Here is a 22326-nt window from a genome sequence, read left to right as displayed (position 1 = left end):
AGAATCTCTACACGCATACCCCAGTATCACTCGTTGTGACCAGACTCCGGGTCCCGCTTAGATTGCCCAGGTGGGTCCCAGTTGGGTTGACATAGCCAAACCGGTCTACACCGCCGCGACCGTCGACGCGGCCGAGGAACGCTTCCTCGAGTTCGTCGAGGCGTGGGGGAAGAAGTACCCGGCGATCGTGCGCATGTGGGAAGCGAGCTGGGCCGAGTTCGTACCGTTCCTGCAGTTCGATGCCGAGATCCGCCGGATCGTCTGCACGACGAACGCGATCGAGTCCGTCAACGCGAGGATCCGCAAGGCCGTCCGCGCCCGCGGCCACTTCCCCAACGAGTTGGCCGCACTGAAATGCGTCTACCTGGCCGTGATGAGCCTGGACCCCACCGGCCAAGGACGAGCCCGCTGGACCCAACGATGGAAGGCAGCCCTCAACGCCTTCGACATCACCTTCAACGGCCGACTCTCCATCCGCGACAACTAAAAATCAAACCCAGTTACACCGAAAACTTGACAGACCCACAAATTCCGCCGCGCCCCTGGCTGGGGTGCAGGTGTCGACGGTGAGGACTACGTTGATCGTCCTGTCCTCGGAACGTGAATGCGTGGCGGTCGATCAACGCTCAGCACCGCCGTGATCAGCGTTGTCAGTAGTTCGCCGCCCATTTGGGCGGTTCAGTCTTCGTCGGTGAGTGGAGGCTGGGAGCTGTGCGCCTGTGCTTCTCTGCGTCGCCAGTCTTCTGGGAGTGCGGCTTCGAGGGCATCGTCGACTGTGATGATGCCGAGGATATGCCCGTCTTCATTCACTACTGGCAGGGTGAGGAGGTTGAAGTCCGCCATCCGAGTTGTGACGTCGATGATGTCGTCTTCGGGGGCTGCGTGAACTGGTTCGGGGTCGACTACTTCCTTCAGGGCGAGCTGCGCGTCGGCCTGGAGGGCGCGGATGATGCTGATCGCTCCGGTTAGCCGCTCGTTGCTGTCGAGGGTGTAGATGGTTGTGAGTGCTTCGGGTTGTTCGGTTGTGGAGGTCCGGATGATGTCAAGGGCGTCCCGTATGGTGGCGGTTTCAGACAGGGCGAGGTACTCCACACCCATGAGTCCTCCTGCTGTTGCGTTGTGATAACCCAAGAGTGTGAGGACTTTGGTGCGATGAGGTTCGGGGAGGAGTGAAAGCACCTCCTGGCGCCTCTCCTGGGGCAGGTCGGTAATCGCGTCAGCGGCGTCGTCGGCACGCATACGGGACAGGACCGAGGCGACATCCGCGGTGCTTCTGGACTTGAGGAGTTGGGACAGACTGTCGTCTTCGAGTTCTTCGAAAACGTCCGCTTCGAATTCTGGGTCTGCGTGGACCTGGGCGAGGAGCTCATCCTGTTCCTTGGCGTCTGCTGTTTCGATGATGTCCGCCATCTGTGCGGCCTTCAGCCGGCGGAGCTTCCCGAACGACGTGCGAACGAGTACGGAGGGTTGGTGTCCGATCAGGGCTTCGAAGGAGCGCCAGTCCCGCACAGGATGATTGTCCTTGTCGCGGCGTGGGGACCACCAGTGTGACTGGTGGACGTTGAGCCCGGTGACGACCCAGACGCCCGGGGCCGGGCTGAGATATACGTCGTGGGCCGGGACTAGGCGGGTGATGTACACATCGTGGGCGCGGACCAGGGAGGCGAGGTCCACGTCGATGAGCCGGTGGCCGAGGACATCCGCGTTCAGGAGCACTTCTCCTGGCCGGCGTTCGAAGGCCCGGACGTCGAGACGGGCGCTGGCAAGCTGGACGTTTTCGGGCGCGAGGTCCTGGACGTCGGCGATGGGGACAAATACCGTTTCGGAGCCGACCCGGACCACCAGCGCGGTCAGGAGCGGATAATCGTCTCCGCGGAGTCGGACGATGACGTCAGAGAGTCTGCCGAGGGCTTTGCCTTGACCGTCAACGACGGTGTGCCGGAGCAACTGCGAGAGGCCGACCTCGGAATCGGTCATACCGCGGATCGTCGTGTTCACTGTGGGTCTTCTTTCCCGATCGTTGCTTGGGTTCTTGGCGGAGTTGAGGATGTTGACTTGAGCGTAAGACTCATTTGCTCAGTGGCCGAGAGCGAGTTGAACGACCCGCACGACGACCAACGCCATCGCCAGGAGCAGGTACGTGCGCAAGACGGCAAGGCCGACGCGCCGGCCCGAAGAGAGCTCGGGTCTGGATAGAAGGGCCAGGGGTGGCATCCGCCAGCGCAACCGCTGAGCGTGCTCCATCTTCGGGACGGGCTCCCGAGCCGGGCGTCGGCGGCGCACCACACCCACGATCAGACCGGTGACCAGGCCGAGGAAGGTGCCCCCACCGAGGATCCACAGGATCGTACCGGCCGTGATATCCGGGAACAACACGCTGGCCGTGAGGACGATAGAAAGCATGACCAGGATGGCGACCACCACCGAGGTGAACAGGTTCAGCCACTTGCCGTTGACCCAGGGTCCGAGGACTTCCTTGTCGTTGCAGAGCAAAAGAAGAAAGACTGTGGCGGAGGGCAACAGCACTCCGGCGAGGGTTTGCACGCCGACGGTCAAGAGTCCGAGCGGGCTACCGGGGATGAGGACGACGGTGGCAGCGATCACGAGGAGGCCCGCGAACACGGCGTAGAACCCTTTGGCCTCCCACGGTTTGCGGTGCAGGGAATGCTTCAATCCCAACACGTCGCCCAGGGCGTATGACGTCGAGAGGCCGACGGCAGCCGCCCCGATGATCGATGCGTCGATCAGCGCGATCGCGAACATGATTCCCACGCCCGGCCCCACATACTTACCGAGGCCCTCTGCCACTCCCAAAGCGTCGGTGAAGTTGCCGAATTCTGGTCGCCCCGTGAACGTCGCAGAGGTGAAGCCGATGATCGCCGCCGCACCCACGATGACCATCAAAATCCCGATCCACAGGTCGACCTTTTCATAGTTCATGAAGCGCGGGGTGATGCGCTTGTCGATGACGTACGACTGTTGGAAGAACAACTGCCACGGGGCGACCGTGGTCCCGACGATTCCGATGATCAGCAGCATCACTGTCGAGAGTTGTGAACCCGCGGGCATTCCCGGGAGGATGAAGTTCCTGGCCATCTCGCCCAGATCCGGGCGAGAGAGCACGAAAATGGGAATCAGAAGCAGTGACCCAGCAACCAGGAACAGGCTGACGCGTTCGAATCTCTTGAAGGACCCTGTACTTACGGCGGCTAGCACGAGCAGGGCTGCGACGATGACGCCGGGGACCTGAGGGATGCCCAGGTATTGGAGCCCCAGACTGATCCCGATGAATTCGGTGACGATGGTGAGCGCGTTCAGGATGAACAGGTCGATGACGCTGAACGCACCCCAGAATTTTCCGAACCGTTCCAGAATCAACCGGGCATGGCCTACCCCGGTCACCACACCCAGCCGCAATACCATCTCCTGATTCACGTACAGAACCGGAACGAGCAGGAGCAAGGTCCATAAGAGTGAGGTGCCGTAGTTTTGCCCGGCCTCGGTGTAGGTCCCGAAGGCACCGGCATCGTTATCTCCCACCATCACGATGAGCCCGGGGCCGAGGATCGCAAGCAGGGTACGAAACTTGGCCGGGAACCCTCGGCGAGGCGCATCATCACCCAAACGAATTGTTCCCATTGCACCTTCAATATCGCCGAGATGGGCTGAGTCGAGCACAGCGGAAAGCGGCCCCGTCGGGGTCGGGCCGGTTTCAGGGCTGGTGACGCTTTCGCTGCTGTTCGTCATCGTGTGCGGCTTTCTGCGCAGGGAGCGAGTATGTGTAAGCGTGGGAATTCCGGAGGCGTTGCCGGAAGAGCGCGGGCCAGGGGCCGCGCGCGGGGAAGAGCGAGTGTCTAACGGGCAATTACGGGCAGAGGGAGACAGGGTCTATGGCTCTCGCTCATCGGCGTGCTCCCTCCACTTCGTTCAGCGCGCACGAAGAGTCCGACCTGACCGGCCGAGGTGACCTCTTCTCATAAGACCTTTGGCACTTTGCGGCGTTAACCCGGGAGTCGGGAGCCAATCGGGGCAATCCCTTGTTCCGGGAAAACCTGTCCTGACCCGGGGCGTCTCTAGACGTTGGGGGTCGCTGGCTTGTATCCGCAAAGGAGCCTCAGCTAACAAGTGGCGCCCTGCGAGAGTCACGCTACACGGAGAATTTACTGCTCCGCAAGCAAGGTGTGGCTACGCTCAGACCCGCAGCAAACCGACCGTGAGTCCGCCGCCCACTGGCGGATAACGATGCCGTGCACACAGGACAGGGCCCCGGATCCAACCCGTGGTAGGACATGCTGGCCTTCCTAGATTGCCCGGCTGCATGGTGTTTGACTGTGGTCATCCTGCACAACCGTCGCCTCGAAGTCGAGGGACGCCCCATGCTGCAGTATCCCGCTGTGGAAGGAGCGCGAGGCGGATGAGTGAATTCGGTGTACTGATTCTGTTGGGATTCGGGGACACGATCGACTCTGTCCCTGTTCACAACGAGACAGCCATCGAGACGCCCGGCAGAACCGGCGTAGACGATTCGGCCGTCATCCTGGCACAACGCGCGGCGGATCTGCTGGCCGCGGCCAGGCTCTCTCCCGACGTCGTGTTCACTCCGCCCCGAACAAACAGTATTCGGTTCGTCAATACGCTCCTGTGTGAACTACACAAGCTCCCGCGCGCGGTCATCTCAGATCGTCGCCTCGACGTAGAGCCTGCTTGGCCTCGTGCTCGCGCCAGCATGCGGCGCGATCGCGGTTACCCAGATGGCTGGCTCAGCCGGACCGAAAGGCCCCTGGACCGAACCGATGCAGCTAGGAGAATGGGAGCGCGATGGGAGGACGGTGACGAATTAGAAGAGACGGACCCAGCCGACCCGACATTGTTCGCAGCTGGGGTGCTGTCCGAGTTCTATTCCCAGCGCGTTGTTTCCTTCCTCCTCGGCCGCCAAACGGTCCTCGTCATCGCGAGCCCTGCATCGATTCGGGGCATTCGCTCCACACTCCGGGGTGACGCGCTTCAGCTTGGTGATGAACTGCCCGCCGGTCAGCCGCTCGCGTACTCATTCGACCGGCATCTGCGGCCCACCCCTTCTGAGGGCCGCAATATCTGAAGCCCGGTCTGGATCTCGCTCACAGGTGACTCGTTGGGCCATCCGACGGCCCCAGTTGAGTATGTCGCAGCGATCACCGGGGGCGTTAGCCTGCTTTTGACTGGTATGGATACTTGCACTGGACAGGGTGGTGTGTAACGCGACGAGTGTCGAGTTCGCGCGGGAAGTTACGGAGCGGGCAACAACGAAGTCACGATGCTGCTGCACATCACGCAGGATCACCACAGGGTGAGCGTGATCAGCTTCCCGCGAGATCTGGTGCTCGCTGTCCAGGCCTGCCTCCAAATTGATGGGTCCGCCGGCTCCGCGTCGAGCCGGGTGCTGCTACACACGACGCTCGCTCGGGGCGGATTCTCCTGGGTCGTGCTCGCGATTGAGAAGCTCACCGGGTTGCATTTTCCCTTCGCCGCCCAAATCCGTTTCGACGGCGCCACCGCCTCCTTCAAAGCCGTCGGCGTCTTCAGATGCGGCGTTTTCCACACCCAGAATCCCGGTATCAGTGGTTAGAGGGTAGGTGCAGAAGAATCTCACCGACCGTGCAATTCATTGACGATGAACGTACCTACCGGGAGGCTCATCATCGCCGCAAGCCGATCTCAGCGCAAATTGATGGACTTACGACGCCTGCATCGCGGTTGCCTCCATAGCGGCCGGATCACTACTACGCTCAAGCTATCAGGCGGTGGATTCTAGCCCGGGCCGGGCCGGGCCGGGCCGGGCCGGGCCGGAAAGTTCATTCCCAAAGCCTGCTCGAAAAAACAAGGGAAGGCCACCATGCCCAAAAAAGTCAAATGGCTGGAGTCGCCCGAGGCGCAGGACTACCCGAGCGCCGCGGACTACTCGCACCTGCTCCTGCAAGCTGAGAGCGTCGACGCCACCGTGCAGGCGCTCCAAGACACGCCGATCACCATTCAGAAAGCCAAGGACATTCTGCGGGCTGCGGGCCTGCCGCTCCTTGACGTGACCAACCCCCACGTCGCCTCTGACTTGCTGAAAATCCGGACCGGCGTGAAGCTCTCGCCAATCCTGCTCGTTCGTGGCAATCTCTCTTCGGCGGTGCCTTTACACATTACGGACGGCTACCACCGGGTCTGTGCGGCATATCACACCGATGAGAACACGAACATTCCCGTGCAGCTGGCCGACCTGATCTTGGGGCGGCCGGCCGTCCCCTAGTGGTGGTTTCGCGATGACGTTCCAAACCCTGGCGATCATCTCGATCGTTGCGCTGCTCGGGCCTTTGCTGGCGATCCCACGACGGTGGAATCTTCCGGTGACGCTGGGCGAGATCCTGGCGGGCATCCTCGTTGGCCATACGGGGCTCCGTCTGGTCGATTCGTCGGACCCATCGATCACGCTGTTGGCCGATGTCGGATTCGCTCTGATCATGTTCGTGGCCGGCTCACACGTGCCCGTGCGGGACGTGCAGATCCGCTCCGCACTGGGCACGGGCGCAGTTCGTGCGTTGTTCACCGGAGTCCTGGCGGTGGCGCTTGGTATTGGTGCCGCCGTCGTCTTCGGGAGCGCACACGCGCCCCTTTACGCCGTGCTGATGGCATCGTCCTCGGCGGCACTCGTCTTGCCGGTGATTGATGCCCTGCGACTGCGCGGAAACTCGGTGCTGCAACTCACTGCCCAGGTCGCCATCGCCGACATTGTCGCGATCATCGCCCTGCCTTTGGCGATCGATCCGCCTAACGCCGGCCGGGCGGCCCTCGGAGCGGGCGCCGTCGCAGCGGCCGCTGCGGTGCTCTACCTGACGTTGTCGCGTCTGGAGCGAAACGGCGCTCGACTGCGGTTGCATCGGCTCTCCGAGCAACGCAAGTTCGCTCTCGAACTCCGCATCCAATTGGCGGTCCTTTTTGCGATGTCGGCTCTCGCGGTCTCCGGCCACGTCTCGATCATGTTGGCCGGGTTCTCCTTCGGACTGGTCGTCGCCGCCATCGGCGAGCCCCGCCGGCTAGCCAGACAGCTGTTCGCACTCGCGGATGGGCTCTTCGGACCACTTTTCTTCGTGTGGCTCGGCGCGTCCCTCAACCTCGGTGACCTCCTCACACACCCGCAGATGATCCTCCTGGGCCTCGCGCTCGGTGGCGGCGCCCTGCTCACCCACGCCGCCACTCGGTTCCTCGGTCAGGAGCTGCCTCTGGGCTTACTTTCTGCTGCCCAGCTCGGGGTTCCCGTCGCCGCGGCCACGATCGGTGAGCAAGCCCACCTACTCGTACCCGGCGAGGGCGCGGCCCTCCTCCTCGGCGCGCTCGTGACCATCGTCCTCTCCTCACTCGCGGGCGGGCGCGCCGCGAAGCGACAAGCGAACATATCTGCCGCACCTCCTGCGGCACCCTAGTCTCAGACCCAGCCGCGTCGGGAGGACGACGAGGGTTTACCAACGAGTGACTCGGCCGCAGCCCTGGACGGTTCCCATCTGCCGCGTCGTCAGCGACCCCGATGGGCGCCCTCGTCGGTTGCTCCGGACTGCCGGGTTTCAGGCAATCTAGAGTGCCACGGCCATGATCATCTACGTTTCTTTTCGGCGGTCGAGGCGTTCTCAGGTCTTTGGGCTTGTGAGTGTGCTTCAACTGGCTTGCAGGTGTCCGCGTACGATCGTGTTCCCAGAGTGTGCGGGGTTCCCGTTGTTGGGTTGAGCTGAGATGTCGACGAGGGGATATTGGGTGAGGTCGACAGTGTCGGGGATGTCGAAGCGGCCCGTGTTTCCGTCGAGCAGGCCGATGCTGATGAGTCCTGAGGCGTCTGCTTTGATCAGCCAGACCTCCCGTAGAGAGCTATCCGGGGTGGCGGGAGCCGTCAGGTCGACGGTCACGTTGCGGTGCCCATCCGCGCTCTCCTTAACCGACGCCTGGCCGTGTGCTTGCCAGCCGGGGAAGGAGGTGAGCTGCGCTTGGTAAATCACTGTCGGTGCGGCGGCGTGCTGAAGTGAGTCGAACCAGATACCACCGGCCAGGCCCGCGATGAGGCCGATGAGCGCAGCTGCGAAGGAAACAGGTAGCCACCGACGGCGACGCGGCGCCAGATCAACGAGTACGCGAGCCCTCGTCGCGGTGAGATGATCCCTCGAAGTTCGGGTTTGGGCGCGCTCCGGGACATTGGTTGCCGCTGCGGGCGTTGCGCCGACGAATTGGTCACGTCGTGGCGTGCTCTTGACGTCGGCACTGAGCCCGAGAGCGCCATGAATCCGCTCCCAGACCGCTTCGGCAGGCTCGGTAAGGGACACGTTGCGCGCCGCCTGGCCGACAACCACGATGTGCTGCAGGGAAAGGAGTTCGAGCGCGCACCCCGGACATCCCGCGAGGTGCTGGCGTTCAACTTTGGTGAGGTCGGCCCCGGCTAGGGCGATGATGGCAAGGTTCTCGGGGTCAATGTGTGTCATCGCTCGCCTCCAATCGGTTACGCAGTCCGGTGAAGATTCGAAGAATGCGGCTCATCCCGGGGCCCGGGCTATTCGGAGTGAAGCGTTGACCGGCATGTTGCTCGTTCATGGTCCCCCATCCACTGTGGGCGCAGAACGGTGTCAGGCACAGCATAGCCAGAAGCCCCCTTCAGAGAGCCACTGAGAAACTGACAATAGGTTCGGCCGTCGAAGGGATCTTTGTGTCCTCGTGGCTCGGGTCGAGTCGGCGGGCACACGCAGGTCTGGCCCACGGGGGACAAGTGGAGCTCACCCTGATGTATCGGACGGGTTCGGTTCGTGTTTGTGTGCGTTGAGGCGGACACCTCCTGCACTCCGATGGCAGAGCGCAGGAGGTGTCCGGGTGGTGCCTAGTGGTGGGCCTTGTCGAGCTTGATTGTCTGCACGGCGAAGGCGAGGTTGTGGTCAGCGAGGCTGCCCCATGCATACACGATGGTGTTCGTGCGCTTGGCAATCGTCACGTCGGCCGGACCGATCAGCGCAGCGGTCGTGCCGGTCGCGGCAACGGCCGCGCTGATCGTCCCCGTCGGGAGGGTCAGTTCGACCTCGTCGGGGTTGGTCTGGTCGGTGATCGCGGCGGCACCGTTGGCCAGGATATCGACCGAGGGTGCAGCGGCGACGTGGCGGACCGTGAGTCGGCCCTTGCCCTTTCCGACGGGATCCGGGTTGTTCTGGAACAGGGTCGCGGTCGGCATGCCGGCCTCGGTCAGGTGTGCGACCGCGGTGTAGTTGTTGCCGCTACCCAGCTTGAGATCGATCGGGCCGATCACGGGATTGGAGGCGTCTTTGGCGTCAGCGGCGGTGATCGCCACGGAATACGTGCCTGGGTCAAGGCTCAGAGTGTCTGAGAATGAACCGGGGGTGAAATTATCCAGGGTGAGTGCTCCGTTGACGTAAACGTCGACCGTGACGCCCGGGATTGCGTGGAACACGGTCAGTTCGGCGGGGCCGTTGTCCCCGTGGCTGTGGCTCTCATTGGCGTTTGCCGGCATGAATCCCGCGAGGGCGACGAGTACACCGACTACGGCGCCGACAGCGATGGTCTTGCGCATGGTTACCTCCTGCTATTTGTCATGGACGGGAAGCGTCATCGCCTCCCAAACTCTCTTCTGATTGGACTCCCGTTTTGGATGCACGCGACGCCAATGATTTTGGAACCCATCGGCTGGACCCTGGCTGGCGCTGCCAGCGCGAATCTCTCAGCCGAGTCCGCCGAGTCGTCCAGGGCAGCGAACTGTCCCTCGCAGGGTGCGATTCATATCACTTGGTCGATGATCCTGTCCCGTCGGTCCGCCGGATCAACTTTCCGAACTCGGATTCTGACGCCAGCTGAGATCCAAAAAGTCGCGGCTGGGCAGGGACCTCTGACAAAGAGACAGGCGCGAACTGGGCGGATTCAATTGGTCGTCGCAACACCTCGATCACGGAGGTTTGCGATGGGACGCGGTGGGAAGCAGATATCGAAAGCGCCCGAGGCCGCGCGGCGGCAGTGGGCGGCGGATCGGGCGTTGCGACCGCCGATGCGTTCACCAGGCCGGCCTGAGCCCTCGCGTGCGGTGCAGCGGGAGTTTTGGCGGCTTATCGCGTGTGGCGTGACGACGGTCGAGGCGTCCGGCGAGGTGGGCGTGTCGTGGCCGGTCGGGTCCCGTTGGTTCCGTCACGCTGGCGGCATGTCGCCGATCAGTCTGGATGAGCCCACGGGCCGCTACCTGTCGTTCGCTGAGCGTGAGGAGATTGCGCTGCTGCGCGCCCAGCAGTTCGGCGTGCGTGAAATCGCCCGCAGGATAGGCCGCGACCCGGGAACGATCTCACGCGAGTTGCGTTGTAACGCGGCGACGAGGAGCGGGAAGCAGGTCTACCGTGCGCTGGTGGCGCAGTGGAAGTCGCAACAGGTCGCGAAGCGCCCGAAGACCGCGAAGCTGGTGGACAACGACAGGTTGCGTGAGTATGTGCAGGAGCGGCTGAACGGGAGCGTCCGCAGACCCGATGGCACGATCGTCACGGGCCCTGACACGCCGGCGTGGAAGGGGCTGAACAAGCCGCACCGGCAGGACAGGCGGTGGGCCATGGCGTGGAGCCCGGAACAGATCTCCCACCGGCTCCGGGTCGATTTCCCCGATGATGGGTCCATGCGCATCAGCCACGAGGCGATCTACCAGTCGCTGTTCGTCGAGGGCCGTGGCGCGCTCAAGAGAGAACTGGTCACGTGCCTTCGAACCGGCCGTGCGCTGCGGGAACCGCGAGCTCGATCACGCAACAAGCCGCAAGGGCATGTCACTGCCGATGTCGTCCTCAGCGAACGCCCCGCCGAGGCCGAGGACCGCGCCGTTCCAGGGCACTGGGAGGGTGATCTGATCATCGGAACCGGACGATCCGCGATCGGCACACTCATCGAGCGCAGCAGCCGCTCCACGCTCCTGGTGCATCTGCCCAGACTGGAAGGCTGGGGTGAGATGCCACCCGTGAAGAACGGTCCCTCGCTCGGTGGCTACGGCGCCGTCGCGATGAACGCAGCGCTGACGGTGTCGATGACGAAGCTGCCCGAACACCTCCGCAAGACCCTCACCTGGGACCGCGGGAAAGAGCTATCCGCGCACGCCCAGTTCGCGCTCGAGACAGGAACAAGGGTGTTCTTCGCCGACCCGCACTCGCCCTGGCAACGACCGACGAACGAGAACACCAACGGGCTGCTACGCCAGTACTTCCCGAAAGGCACCGACCTCTCGAGGTGGAGCGCGGATGACCTCGAAGCCGTCGCTCTCGCCCTAAACAACCGACCCCGCAAAGTGCTCGGCTGGAAGACTCCGGCCGAAGTGTTCAGCCAACAACTACAGTTACTCAAACAGCCCGGTGTTGCAACGACCGGTTGAACTCGCCCTGTGATCGGGCGGGAGGCTTGCTGTCGACATCGATCACAGATCCTGAACCCGCTGCACGATCGGCTGTTTGGATCCCCGTGATGACCTCGAGGTGCGGATCGGCGCGGGTGATGCGGCCATAATGCACGTCATCGCCCAGGATTCCTCCGCCGAGCGAGGACGTACGGAGTGATGACCGTGTGGGATCCCAGCAAGGGAATCTCAACCGATTCGACGTGCGGTGTCCTTGCGAACTTCTATGGGAACGCGAGCAGGACAACGAAGAAGACCGTTCCAGCGACGATGCAGTAAATCGCGAACGGGGTAAGTGTCCTGGTCTCGAAGAAGCGCAGCAGGAACTTCGTGGCTAACCATGCGGCAACGGCCGAGCAGAGTGCACCGACGAGGAACGCGCCGCTCTGATCGGCCATCTGCGGGCTGAACAGTCCCGGGAGTTTCAGTACGGCCGCGGCCCCGATGATGGGTGTGGCCAATAGGAAACTGAATCGGGCAGCGGTTTCGTGGTTGAGTCCAGAGAGGAGTCCACCGACCATGGTTGATCCTGATCGGGAGATTCCCGGAAGCAGGGCGGCCGTCTGCGCGACGCCGATTCCGAACGCCTGTTTCCAGGTGAGCTTGGCGATCGTCGCGTCGGACCTCTCGGTCTCGGACATTTGCGTGTTGGCCGAGCGCCCGGGAATGGGGCGTCCGCTCGAAACAGCATCAACGCTCACCCCAGCGGTCTGAGCCCGGTTCGGATGCCGTCGGAGGCGTTCTGCGGTAAGAAGAATGAGACCGTTGATCACAAGGAATGCGGCAGCGATCAGTGGGGATGCGAAAAGGGACCGGAGGGGCTTCTCCAAGAGCAAGCCCACGATGCCCGCGGGGATTGTTGCGGCGATGAGCAGCCAGGCCAGTTTCGCGTAGATGTCATCGGGGCCGATTTTACGATCCCGGATGGAACGTCCGAACCCGCGGAAAACCCGAATCCAGTCCTTAATGAAGAAGAGGAAGAGAACGATAGCGGTAGCCAAATGGGTGGCAACGAGAAGCCCCAGGAACGCGGCGCTGCTCTGGTCGATGTTCCAGCCGAACAATGTGGGCAGGATGACACTGTGGCCAAGGCTGGAAATGGGGAACAATTCTGTGATCCCTTGGAGAAATCCCAGAATCGCCGCTTGAATCAAAGTGATCATATGAACAGGCTAAAGGTTCCGGTCACCTGCGCCCGCGTGCGCCGCCCGTGATGACGTCCAGTGTTCATCAATGTGACCGAAATCCAACGACTGGGACGGTCTGGCTAGGCAGGTCCCGATCTGGTCGGTACCCGGGCTACCTCGATTCCCTACCTCGGTGGATCCACAATCGGTGGCGGGGCATCCGTACCGAGGGCTCGTTTTCGGTTCTCTTGACTGAGGTCGGTGAGGGCCTCCAATTCGTCGTCCGACGCACCTTCCAACGCGATGAGTCGGTCGTCGGCAGTTGGCTGGGCTCGGAGTAACTCGTCGAGCTTGCGCTGGGTGACCGCTTGTTGTCGTGCTTGCGTGTGTTGGATTGCGAAGACCATCACGACTGTCACAGATGAACTCGCAATGTAGAGGACGTTCTCCCACCATGGAGGAAATCCCGCCGCTATCCCGACCGCGATCCACACTACGAGCGCACTTCCGGCAACCAATCCCGCTGCGGCGTGTTCGCTCACTGTGCCGATATTGTGCAGGACCCGGCTGCTCCACCGTTTGTCGGGCGCGCTCGTCCAGTCGTTCCGCGTCATTTCGCGAGATCGATCCAGCCGTTTCTGGTGGTCCGCGTTGATCGAGTCGTTGCTGTTAGCTGCATTCTGCACGCTCGAAAGACTAGGCGTTGTTCCCGTCAAACAGATGTTCTCGTGGACGCGACGCACAAACCCGGTGGAGGGGGCACTGTTTCAGCTGGTCGAAAGTGTTGCGCAACCGTGCGTGTTTGATACGGCGACGGTCCTGCCCGGCAGTTCGCCGAGTCGTGGCCGTGACCCGTTTCGGTGGACGGTTCATCGAGGCGACAACGGCGAAGGATTTCACAGCGTCGACACCGTGGGTGGACCAAGAATCGATTCCGTGCCGTGTCCACTTCAATCAGCGTGCAGTGTTGCGACGAGAGCGCGCGGGACGAGTTATGGGTGGTCGGCGTCCGGCTTTCCGGGTGGAGGTGTGCGTGTCGGTGACGCCTCGCTGTGTGCGAAGGAGAGCACGATTCCGATTGCGATGAGGGTGGTGAGGAGGGCGGTGCCCCCAGCAGAAATGAGGGGGAGTGGTACGCCGAGGACAGGGATGAATCCGAGGACGACGCCCATGTTGACGAGTGCCTGACCGATGATCCAGACCATGACGGCCGCAGTGCTGACTTTGGCTTGAGGGCTGGTCGTGGCGTTCATGATGCGGAGGAAGGCGATGGCCAGCAGGACGAAAAGGGCGAGCACCACGACTGCGCCGATGAGACCGAGTTCCTCGCCGATGATCGCGAAGATGTAGTCGTTGTCCGCGGCTGGAAGCCAGGACCATTTCGCTTTGGAGTTCCCGAGTCCAACGCCGAAGATACCGCCCGACGCGAGGGCCCACGTGCCGTGCAAGGGTTGCCAGCATGCGGCGGAAATCGTGCCGGTTGAGCCATCGCAGCCCGTGCCGAAAAAGCTCAGTATCCGGGCCATCCGGTTTCCGCTGGCCATCGCCGCACCCAGGGCGCCCAGGGCGCCGATGCCCAAGGGAATGGCGAGCATGCGTAGTTTTACGCCGGCGAAGAAGAGGGAGCCAAAGAGGATGCCGGCGAGGATTACTGTTGTCCCCAGATCGCCGCGGATCATGACGAGCATGACGGCCGTGCCGCCGATGCCGAAAACGGGCACGAGGACGTGGCGCCAGTCGTCGAGGTGATCTTTCTTCTGTGCCAGAAGCATGCCTAGCCAGATGACGAGGGCGACTTTGATGGCTTCAGATGGCTGGAATTGGAAACTGCCAATGGACAGCCAGTTGGTGTTTCCGGCCACGGTCACACCCAGCGGGGTGAAGACGAGCAACTGAACGAGGCAAGTAGCGATGAGCGTCGGCCAAGCGATACGTTGCCAGAACTTCAACGGCATCCGGCTGAGCACGAGCATCAATGGGACACCGACGAGGGCGATGGCACCTTGATGAAGCACAACGCCGAAGAAACCCTCGTGAGCAACAAAGGAATCTACTGATGACGAAGACAGGACCATGATCAAGCCCAAGATGACCAAGAACAGCGTCGTTCCCAGGAGTAGAAAATAGTTCGGGGATTCTGAGCGGATCAAACGACCCACGCTAATGCGCGTTGACTGTGACGGTCTATTTGACGGAACCCTGTGGTCGGTCTTTGAACGTGGCGCACGGGTCGGGTTGCGCGGACTCGTCACGAACCAAGCCCCTTCTCAGGAGACGCCGCGGAGGTGGATTTTATTGTAGATTGACCACAATTGCTCGGTACTTCACATACGGTCATCTGCGGGGAGTGTCCTGCCGGGTGTGGGATCGGATCAGAGTGCGCGGCAATGGGCTGGGGCGCCACCACGACACTACTGAGGGAATCCCGAACCGCTAGTTCATCACACACGTGTCGCGTCGGGTCACATATCTCTCCCAGATTGTGCCTGCTCGGAAATCGTTGCTGGAAAAGCCTCGTCGACGTTGAGCGCTACCAACAAGGGGCCGAGGAGGTGCGCAGGCTGCCTGTATCGCCGGCTTGGACAAGACAGTTCACGGCGTTGGCGGTCGTTTCTTTCGATTCGTCGACTTGACAATGCACTGCAGAGCGGAATGAACAAGCTACTCGCAGCGAGGCGAAAGTCTTTCGTGGTGCTGCCCCTCGCGATTGCCCACGCGCGGCGATTCCCATCTTTTGGAGTAGGGATTCTCCCTGGAAGCGTTTCGTTTCCGCACTGGGTGCCACCTGAGTGGCGCTCGCAAATGAATCCAGGATGATGTTCGCGCCGGGTGCCAGGGTTCATAGCTCTTGCATATGAGCAGTTCTGAGAACTGTCAGATGTCGGTCGTAGCCTCGGCACTATCGAACGAGAGGAATCAAGATGATCACGGGACGATTGGAAACGCGCACGAGTGAAGATCTCAACGTCAAAGCGCTCTCAGGCTGCGAGTGGCGCGTCACGGATCGGCGCATCGCACGCGACAATGCGCTTTCACTGGTCGGGTTCATTTCGAAAGCCGAGGGCAGCTACGAGGTGATGGAGTTTGTGGATCCGGTCGAGCATTTTGTCTTCCCGAATTGGGACGATGCGGTTGCGCATTTTGTGACGGCCGTGCTCGACGATCACAACAGTGAGTTGAGTTGAACGGCATCAACGGTCTTGTTCGCGGGGATCAGGCCTGTGACCGGCCCCGACCGATCCCTGTCTTCTGCGTCGATTAGGCAGATGCTGCACCGTCGGAGGAGTGAAATACCATTGCCTGGGAGTTGCGCTGCGGTCATGTGTCTTCAGTGAGATATTGACCGCTGGCGCCCGCCACGCGTGCTTTGGAATAGGCCATCGGCTACCGGAGCACAATGGCGCCCTCAGAGCGCGCCGGGCCACGGCGTAAGAGCGTCATCCTTTTCCCAAGCGCGGTACTTGTAACGGAGCTCCAGAATCTGACTCGAATCGGCGCGGCTGCGCTGCGAAGAACATGCTTCGATGGTGGTGAAGAGAAACTCGTTGCGTTGCCGGGCCCGGCTCCGGCCTCGTACAAACGGACGGGCGATTTTCGGTTGCTTCAGGTATCGTCTGAGGACTCTTTCGCAGTCGGTGCGAGGTCGTGTCGGGGCACCGCGCGGTAGCTGGTTCCGTCTGGTCGGCTGTTGTGGCTTTCGCCCAGCCACGTCCCGGGCAGAACGCCCCCGTCCTCCGTGCGGGGGTCCACGATGACGGCGGGGAGCTGGCCGTACTGGTTGATGTCGACACAAACTCGCGTTTGTGTCCCGTCGAACAGATGCAGGTTGACGGCCATTGATGGCATTTGTGGACTCCTTGCTGAACACGCAGTGAAACAACGCTAACCCTGGTCCGGCGATGAGCGTCATTCCCCGTTTGGTGAGCGTGGCGGGCTTCCTGTGAGATTGCGCTGGTCCGGGAGTACTTTCACAGGATTCTCCGGTCGCTGCTGGCATACAGTTTTGTCGAATCAATTGTTGGTGGATGTTCCGGTTGGTTCGGCCGGCGGAAGAGGGTTACCGTGACGCACGCTGGGCCCTTGCGTGGGCGTGTCAGGAATGCCGGTCAGCCGATTCGGCACGGACGGTTGGCGCCTCGGGGGCCGTGGTGGACGGTCGCGAAGACCTTGGGAATCACCCTCGGTGTGCTCCTGGTTAGTGGGAGCTCCCTTGCGGCGATTGCCGCGTGGGATGTTGCCAGTAGTGTCAAGCCCGGTGTTCATTTGGCCCACCTTGATCAGTCGCCCGGCGACACGGCGGCTCCTGCCCCGGCCGCGGACGTGAGCGCGATCGCCGGCGGGGTAAACCTGTTATTGACGGGCACGGATACGCGTACCGGCCAGGGCGGGGCCTATGGGACGGCCGCAGAGCTCGCGGGTAGTTCTGGCGCGGGTAATAACGACGTGACCATGCTGCTGCACATTGCGCAGAATCATCAGAGCGTCAGTGTGATCAGTTTTCCCCGGGACCTGATGCTTGCCGTTCCCGCGTGTCCGCAGGCCGATGGCGGGACCGCGTCGCCTTCCAGCCGGGTGATGCTGAATACGACCCTGTCTCGCGGTGGCCTTTCGTGCGTTGTGTTGACGATCGAGAAGCTCACTGGCGTCCAGGTTCCCTACGCCGCGGAGATTAGCTTTGACGGGGTGACTGCCATGTCGAACGCTGTTGGCGGGGTCACCGTCTGCTTGGCCTCGGCGGTCAATGATCTGTACACGACGCCTCCGTTGCATTTGGCGGCGGGACAGCAAACCCTCGTCGGCGCCGACGCGCTCTCGTTCTTGCGCAGCAGGCACGGTATCGGTGATGGTAGTGACCTGGGGCGGATTAGTAACCAGCAACTCTTCATGGCTGCTCTGGCTCGGAAGGTCCAAAGTGGCGGCGTCCTGGGGAACCCGATCGCGTTGTTCTCCCTGGCCAAAGCGGCAACGGGCAACATGGTTCTCTCGGATACGCTGACGAATCCGACGACCTTGGTCCAGATCGCTCTCGCTATCAAGGACACAGGGCTGGCGAACATGGTTTTCGTGCAGTACCCCACCGTCACTGACCCGGCCGAGCCAGGACGGGTGATCGCCCAGTCCAGTGCTGCCACAGTCTTGAACACAGCTTTGGTCGCGGATGCACCGTTGCAGCTCTCTGGGGCCCCGGGCCGGGCGGCCGTGCTCCCGAGTAGCGCTCCGGTGGCCCCTGTTCCCACGCCAGCCGCGACTGCAAAACCTAGTTCCACACCCACTCCGGCTTCAACGCCGACGGCGACCCCCGTGGCCGCTCCCGCTGGGGCGAATGCCGTGCTCCCGTCCAGCGTCACCGGGCAGACCGCTGATCAGCAAACCTGTACGAAGGGCAACTAGATCCACAGCCAGGAGAACCGTACAACTCCCATCTCGAACCGCACCGATTAGCCCGTCACTCCGGGTGCACCGTGCGTTGGTAGCGACGTGCTTGCGGCGCTCCGGAGATGAGTGATCGCCTGCCGGGTTGCCCGATTCCTGCCCAACGTTACTGAGGTCCAGGGGCATTGTGCAAGACTGGCCGGCGAACAAACGAGAGGGGCATCATGTGAACGACGCACATGTCAATGCGGACGAGAACGAGTTGCGTGGCCTGAGACGGCCGCCCGGGGATTGGACGAACACTCCGGGCCGTAAGTCCGGGTTCTGGTTGACGCTTGCCAGCATCTTGTTCGCAGTTGTGTTCCCGTTTGCCGCATTCATCGCCACGGTAGTGGGGCTCGGGCTCTCGGTCCGGGCTTACCGTTTGATCCCGGTAGGTGCTCCTGGTCGCGGTTTGACAGTGGCAACGATAGTGCTGGCAATAGCAACGATTATCGCGGTTGCGATGAGGGAACTGAGTTCAACACCATTCCTCACCTAGTCGCACGGAAACCTGCGCCAGTACAGCAAACGGGGCGTCGGCGCTTCGAAGAGTCGTTTCACCGGTGACGACGTCGACCTGATTGGGGATCGCTTACACTCTCGACTGTGACTGAAACGTCGACGCCTATTGTGAGGCACGAGCACCGCTGGCCGGTCCTGGCCGCAATCATCCTGAGCCTGGTTCTGTATCTGCTGATTCCCGAGAAGGTGCAGATTCTGCCACGGTGGGTGATTCCGTTGTTGGGTTTGCTTCTGCTGATCCCGTTGACGATCTTCAACCCACGCCGACTATCGCGGGAGACCACATGGTCCCGGTGGTTATCCATTGGGCTCGCCTCATTGCTGACCCTGGCCAATCAAGTCACCGTTGTCTTCACGGTCCGACAGCTTCTCTATGGGGGAGTGAACGGTCCGGATGTCCTCCTCACTGCGCTGCAGGTCTGGGTTACGAACGTAATTGCATTCTCGTTGGTGTACTGGGAGCTGGACCGGTCAGGTCCAGTTGCGCGTCGCGACGCAGCCCAGTGGTCGACGGCGACTGTGGACTTCCGTTTCCCACAACATGACGGGGCGCCAGGGGGTGAGAACTGGCGGCCAAGTTATTTGGACTACGCCTACATCTCGTTGACGAACATGATGGCGTTCAGCCCCACGGACGTTATGCCACTCACGCACCGAGCGAAAATGCTGATGGCGTATCAGGCACTGACCGGCTTCATTCTGCTCGCCCTGGTCATCTCCCGCGCCGTGAACATCCTCAACTGACCGGGAAGCCACTAACGCGAGCAAGTTAGGCTAGACACGCACCGCGAAATCGAACGAGTTCCGGAGACCATCCAGGGGTTTCTGACGGGTCTCGCAAACGCAGCATCGCGATACCGGAGTGCCCCATCCACTGTTTCAAGGCCTGGGGGCGATCGAGCGGGTGAAGTTTGGGGCGTTTGAATCAGTGTGGTTGTCCGCGGACGGGGCTTGGTGAGGACCAGTGATGCCAGCGGCATGATCCGAGAAGGTTCTGTCGCGTTGCCCACCCGAGGATTTGGGACTAGTGCTTAGTGCCAACCCCAACAGGGTACCAACGCTTGCGAAATTTGAACTCTCGACGAAGCGGTCGTAAGGCCAAATAGGTAGTTGCCCTCAGAGCCGGACATGCTACGTCGGGTCGGAGTGATGGGATCCGCCTCTCGGGTGTCCACTGATCAGGGCTTGCCGGTAGCGTTGTGCGTGCCTATGGCTCTTGCGATGGTTCCTGAAATCCGAGGCGTGGGGCGAGAACGTCGAACGCTTTCGTGAGTCCTCCGAGGAGCGCTTCGACGGTGTGGCCTTCGCCGGGAACTTCGTAGTAGCTGGTCACCATGCCGGCATCCAAGGCCGCGGCACTCAACGCCTTCTGGGGTGGACCGATCACGGAGTCATCCGCCCCGACGGTGAACACGGCCTCGGTATCGGGGTAGTGCGTGGACGACATCACGGTCGCTGGTTTTGTCGCGTCGTAGGCGGCTTGGTCTCCGCCGAAGACGTCGGCGAGAACCGTGGGCTCAGATTCTGTGCCTGCGAAGGTCGTCCCGGACGCGCTGATCACGTTTCCCCAGACGTCCGGGAACTTGGTAGCAAGGGAAATGGCGCATTGGCCACCGTTTGAGAACCCCGCAATTGTCCAGTCGACGCGATTAGTTTCAATGTGCAGGTTCGCGCGTGCCCAGTTGACGACATCCTGCTCAATGTAGGTCTGCACATTCCCGTGCGTCGGAGTGTCCAGGCAGAGTGAATCGACACTCGGATCACCGAGTTGGTCCGCAACGACAACGATCGGCGCCTGACCGTCATGGGTGAGGGCGAACGTGTCGAGGACTGAAGCGATGTAGGACGCGTCCGGGTTCCCGGGTTGGCCCATCATCATGAGCACGAAGGGGAGTGCCGGAACGTCGGTGGCCACGGCGGCCGGAGGGAGGTATACCTCGGCATCCCTGGCGGTGAAATTGGATGCGGTTGCCGGAATATGCACCGTCTCAATAGTGCCCGTGATGGCGAGGGCCGACGCCGGCCGGGGCGTGTCCGATGGGGACTGAGAGGTCTGACTGGCAGCGGAAGCCGGGTGGACGACAAGGAACCCGCCTGCGGCTCCCAGGACGAGGAGAGTGACACCCGCGATGAGGGTCTTGCTGCGCCCTGAATTCATTCTCACAGGTTGTGTCTCGGTTCTATCAGTTGACTACGGAACGCCCAGGCATCGACCGCTGGTCGATTCCAGTCGGAAGGCGATCGAGTCGGGGCCGAACGAGAATGCAGGGCTTCCGATGCGGGCGCTGCATCCGTAGAACGCGGAAGGGCAAGTTATTGTGAACCGGCAGCGCGACGGCAGAAGTGGCCGGCGCGCTGCCGGGCCGGTGCTATTTGAGTGCGGAGCGGATGGTCTTGGCGTCGGTCCGTGCCTGTTTGAGTGCTGCGCGCGCGGTGGTCGCAGATGCCTTGAAGGGTTTCATCACGTCGTGGTTACCATCGTACTGTTCGGGTGTGGCGGCGAGTGAACCGGCGGCCAGTCCGGCCACAGCGCTGCCGGCGTTACCGATCTGGGCAGTCATGTCTGTCAGGCTGGCCTGCAACGCCGCGGTGGACTTAGAGGAGTCCTTTCCTGATAGCAGGCCCGAGAGCCGGGTCTGTTCGGCGGTGAGCTGCGCTACCGTCTTCGAGGTGACAGTGTTTGCAAGTGCCGTGTACGCGGCTTGGGGAATTGAGACCGAGTAGACACGGTAGGTAGTGAAAATGGTGGCGTAGTCGATTTTGGCCTGTGCCAGGTCGGTGTCAGCAGCGATTTTCGTCGCAAGGGTGTTCATGCCGGCGAGGTCGTTGTTGAGGTTGCCCAGGAGGGCAGTCTTGTCGGGGCCACTGAGAAAGGTGTTGGCGGTGATCTTTGTGATCGCGGTGTTCAAGGACGTGATCCGTTTCGCGGTCGCGGTGGCGGCTGATTCCTGCACGTTGGTGAGCGTGGGTGGCGTTTTCGTGGGCGTTGCCGTGGAGGTGGGCGACGGGCTGGGTGTCGCGTCGGCGAATGCGGGTGCGCTGCCTAGGGCAGCGAATGCGGTGATGGCAACGACACCAAGGATGCTGGATCGTGTAATAGGTCGGTTCATGGAATGGACTCCCAATTCGGTCATGGATGTCGAAGAGAATCCGACGTGGTCCACACTGCCCGCGTCCTGTTCGAGAAGTGTGAGATCAATGTTCGGGTTCGGTAAGGGCGGCACATCGAGCGAGCACTCCATTAAGACAACACCCCACAGAACTCAGGGTGTTGCCTTCACCACCTGAACTCGCCTCCCATGGGATACGAGACGTCATCGACCTCGTGTGTATGACGCCTGGTCATCGGGCTTAGTGTCGGGCGGGTCAAACGCGACGCCGTCGTAATCCGGACCGGTCAGAACCGCTAGCTTGCGGGGGAGTGCCCGTTGATATCCCTCTAACGGACGGCTTTGCGCTTGAGTGGGCGGCCGGGCATGTGCCGGTTTGCTCCGCGACTCGTCGTTGGGGCTCTACGGTCAGGCTTGGGTGTCAAGGGCCATGAAGAACTGGGCGGTTTCTACCGAACGTTGCATCACTCGATCAATTGGGGGCTGTTTCCTTGAGCCTATCGAAGTGTGCTTGAGCGGATTCCCAGTTGCGTGATTCGCGTGGGCGAGCGTTGATCTTTGCGGCAACTTCGGCCGGGCGTTCGGAACTGTGCAGGTTCAGATTGGCGCCCTTAGGGAAGTACTGGCGGACGAGTGAAGTGGTCCCCGAAAGTTGGACACCGAATTTAGGGTTCCATCTTCAGGGAGTAGTCAGATGTACTCGAAAAGCACGTTGAGTCACTCCGAGGCCGTTTCG

Annotated in this window: 17 protein-coding genes, 1 pseudogene and 1 riboswitch; of the genes and pseudogenes, 9 read left to right on the top strand and 9 right to left on the bottom strand. The window is 61.9% G+C overall.

Annotated features, from left to right (window positions below; translation table 11 throughout):
- Positions 1 to 88: 88 nt before the first annotated feature.
- Positions 89 to 487 (top strand): annotated as a pseudogene (locus E3O50_RS09430) (transposase); the annotation flags it as partial.
- Between the two features lie 191 nt (positions 488 to 678).
- On the opposite strand, the gene E3O50_RS09425 reads toward E3O50_RS09430, so the two are convergent.
- Both E3O50_RS09425 and E3O50_RS09420 read right to left on the bottom strand, forming a co-directional pair.
- On the bottom strand, positions 679 to 1947 hold the full coding sequence (locus tag E3O50_RS09425) for a CBS domain-containing protein (RefSeq protein ID WP_241980941.1): 1269 nt from the start codon (positions 1945 to 1947) through the stop codon (positions 679 to 681).
- A 129-nt stretch (positions 1948 to 2076) separates the two neighbouring features.
- Complete coding sequence (locus tag E3O50_RS09420; protein WP_134450102.1) at positions 2077 to 3747, bottom strand: Nramp family divalent metal transporter; 1671 nt, start codon at positions 3745 to 3747, stop codon at positions 2077 to 2079.
- Between the two features lie 216 nt (positions 3748 to 3963).
- A riboswitch (M-box (ykoK) riboswitch) is annotated at positions 3964 to 4133 on the bottom strand.
- Positions 4134 to 4414: 281 nt separating this feature from the next.
- Here E3O50_RS09420 and E3O50_RS09415 point away from each other — a divergent pair.
- The 4 genes from E3O50_RS09415 to E3O50_RS09400 all read left to right on the top strand — a co-directional run bounded on the left by E3O50_RS09415 (position 4415) and on the right by E3O50_RS09400 (position 7445).
- Complete coding sequence (locus E3O50_RS09415) at positions 4415 to 5098, top strand: hypothetical protein (protein ID WP_134450101.1); 684 nt, start codon at positions 4415 to 4417, stop codon at positions 5096 to 5098.
- Between the two features lie 195 nt (positions 5099 to 5293).
- Positions 5294 to 5605, top strand: coding sequence for an LCP family protein (locus E3O50_RS09410; RefSeq protein ID WP_134450100.1), 312 nt, complete (start codon positions 5294 to 5296; stop codon positions 5603 to 5605).
- A gap of 267 nt (positions 5606 to 5872) precedes the next feature.
- Positions 5873 to 6274 (top strand): hypothetical protein, encoded by a 402-nt coding sequence (locus tag E3O50_RS09405; RefSeq protein ID WP_134450099.1) that lies wholly within the window; start codon positions 5873 to 5875, stop codon positions 6272 to 6274.
- A gap of 13 nt (positions 6275 to 6287) precedes the next feature.
- Positions 6288 to 7445 carry a cation:proton antiporter gene (locus E3O50_RS09400; protein ID WP_134450098.1) on the top strand — a complete coding sequence of 386 codons (1158 nt, stop codon included), beginning with the start codon at positions 6288 to 6290 and terminating at the stop codon, positions 7443 to 7445.
- Positions 7446 to 7673: 228 nt separating this feature from the next.
- Here E3O50_RS09400 and E3O50_RS09395 read toward each other — a convergent pair whose 3' ends face one another.
- Together E3O50_RS09395 and E3O50_RS09390 are read right to left on the bottom strand one after the other, a co-directional pair.
- Positions 7674 to 8486 (bottom strand): anti-sigma factor, encoded by an 813-nt coding sequence (locus E3O50_RS09395; RefSeq protein WP_134450097.1) that lies wholly within the window; start codon positions 8484 to 8486, stop codon positions 7674 to 7676.
- A gap of 389 nt (positions 8487 to 8875) precedes the next feature.
- Positions 8876 to 9577, bottom strand: coding sequence for a DUF4397 domain-containing protein (locus E3O50_RS09390; protein ID WP_134450096.1), 702 nt, complete (start codon positions 9575 to 9577; stop codon positions 8876 to 8878).
- A 618-nt stretch (positions 9578 to 10195) separates the two neighbouring features.
- Here E3O50_RS09390 and E3O50_RS09385 point away from each other — a divergent pair.
- Positions 10196 to 11395: an IS30 family transposase gene (locus E3O50_RS09385; protein ID WP_134558805.1), complete on the top strand. Its 1200-nt coding sequence runs from the start codon at positions 10196 to 10198 to the stop codon at positions 11393 to 11395.
- A gap of 245 nt (positions 11396 to 11640) precedes the next feature.
- Here E3O50_RS09385 and E3O50_RS09380 read toward each other — a convergent pair whose 3' ends face one another.
- From E3O50_RS09380 to ftsW, 3 genes are all read right to left on the bottom strand, one after another.
- Positions 11641 to 12579 carry an undecaprenyl-diphosphate phosphatase gene (locus tag E3O50_RS09380; RefSeq protein ID WP_134558806.1) on the bottom strand — a complete coding sequence of 313 codons (939 nt, stop codon included), beginning with the start codon at positions 12577 to 12579 and terminating at the stop codon, positions 11641 to 11643.
- A 149-nt stretch (positions 12580 to 12728) separates the two neighbouring features.
- Positions 12729 to 13229, bottom strand: a complete 501-nt coding sequence (locus tag E3O50_RS09375; protein ID WP_134558807.1) for a low affinity iron permease family protein — start codon at positions 13227 to 13229, stop codon at positions 12729 to 12731.
- Between the two features lie 306 nt (positions 13230 to 13535).
- The gene (gene ftsW, locus E3O50_RS09370) at positions 13536 to 14702 is read right to left on the bottom strand and encodes a putative lipid II flippase FtsW (RefSeq protein WP_241975316.1); all 1167 of its coding nucleotides are present in this window, start codon (positions 14700 to 14702) and stop codon (positions 13536 to 13538) included.
- Between the two features lie 762 nt (positions 14703 to 15464).
- Here ftsW and E3O50_RS09365 point away from each other — a divergent pair.
- From E3O50_RS09365 to E3O50_RS09355, 3 genes are all read left to right on the top strand, one after another.
- Positions 15465 to 15728: a hypothetical protein gene (locus E3O50_RS09365; RefSeq protein ID WP_134446417.1), complete on the top strand. Its 264-nt coding sequence runs from the start codon at positions 15465 to 15467 to the stop codon at positions 15726 to 15728.
- 1135 nt (positions 15729 to 16863) lie between these two features.
- Positions 16864 to 17934, top strand: a complete 1071-nt coding sequence (locus E3O50_RS09360) for an LCP family protein (RefSeq protein ID WP_241975317.1) — start codon at positions 16864 to 16866, stop codon at positions 17932 to 17934.
- A gap of 630 nt (positions 17935 to 18564) precedes the next feature.
- On the top strand, positions 18565 to 19224 hold the full coding sequence (locus E3O50_RS09355; protein WP_241975318.1) for a DUF1345 domain-containing protein: 660 nt from the start codon (positions 18565 to 18567) through the stop codon (positions 19222 to 19224).
- A 463-nt stretch (positions 19225 to 19687) separates the two neighbouring features.
- Here the strand turns inward: E3O50_RS09355 and E3O50_RS09350 are convergent, their stop codons facing one another.
- Both E3O50_RS09350 and E3O50_RS09345 read right to left on the bottom strand, forming a co-directional pair.
- Positions 19688 to 20638: an alpha/beta hydrolase-fold protein gene (locus tag E3O50_RS09350; protein ID WP_134558810.1), complete on the bottom strand. Its 951-nt coding sequence runs from the start codon at positions 20636 to 20638 to the stop codon at positions 19688 to 19690.
- 211 nt (positions 20639 to 20849) lie between these two features.
- Entirely contained in the window at positions 20850 to 21614 is a 765-nt protein-coding gene (locus E3O50_RS09345) for a hypothetical protein (RefSeq protein WP_134558811.1), read from the bottom strand.
- Between the last annotated feature and the right edge of the window lie 712 nt (positions 21615 to 22326).

The sequence above is a fragment of the Cryobacterium sp. MDB1-18-1 genome (genome assembly GCF_004402735.1).
Lineage (GTDB): Bacteria > Actinomycetota > Actinomycetes > Actinomycetales > Microbacteriaceae > Cryobacterium > Cryobacterium glucosi.
This window is presented reverse-complemented; position numbering and strand designations above follow the sequence as displayed.

Excerpts from the sequence above, each read along its gene's own strand:
- E3O50_RS09405 (WP_134450099.1), top strand. The coding sequence starts at position 5,873 with ATGCCCAAAAAAGTCAAATGGCTGGAGTCGCCCGAGGCGCAGGACTAC.
- E3O50_RS09390 (WP_134450096.1), bottom strand. The coding sequence starts at position 9,577 with ATGCGCAAGACCATCGCTGTCGGCGCCGTAGTCGGTGTACTCGTCGCC.
- E3O50_RS09380 (WP_134558806.1), bottom strand. The coding sequence starts at position 12,579 with ATGATCACTTTGATTCAAGCGGCGATTCTGGGATTTCTCCAAGGGATC.
- E3O50_RS09395 (WP_134450097.1), bottom strand. The coding sequence starts at position 8,486 with ATGACACACATTGACCCCGAGAACCTTGCCATCATCGCCCTAGCCGGG.
- E3O50_RS09420 (WP_134450102.1), bottom strand. The coding sequence starts at position 3,747 with ATGACGAACAGCAGCGAAAGCGTCACCAGCCCTGAAACCGGCCCGACC.
- E3O50_RS09410 (WP_134450100.1), top strand. The coding sequence starts at position 5,294 with ATGCTGCTGCACATCACGCAGGATCACCACAGGGTGAGCGTGATCAGC.
- E3O50_RS09415 (WP_134450101.1), top strand. The coding sequence starts at position 4,415 with ATGAGTGAATTCGGTGTACTGATTCTGTTGGGATTCGGGGACACGATC.
- E3O50_RS09350 (WP_134558810.1), bottom strand. The coding sequence starts at position 20,638 with ATGAATTCAGGGCGCAGCAAGACCCTCATCGCGGGTGTCACTCTCCTC.
- E3O50_RS09400 (WP_134450098.1), top strand. The coding sequence starts at position 6,288 with ATGACGTTCCAAACCCTGGCGATCATCTCGATCGTTGCGCTGCTCGGG.
- E3O50_RS09385 (WP_134558805.1), top strand. The coding sequence starts at position 10,196 with ATGTCGCCGATCAGTCTGGATGAGCCCACGGGCCGCTACCTGTCGTTC.
- E3O50_RS09365 (WP_134446417.1), top strand. The coding sequence starts at position 15,465 with ATGATCACGGGACGATTGGAAACGCGCACGAGTGAAGATCTCAACGTC.
- E3O50_RS09345 (WP_134558811.1), bottom strand. The coding sequence starts at position 21,614 with ATGACCGAATTGGGAGTCCATTCCATGAACCGACCTATTACACGATCC.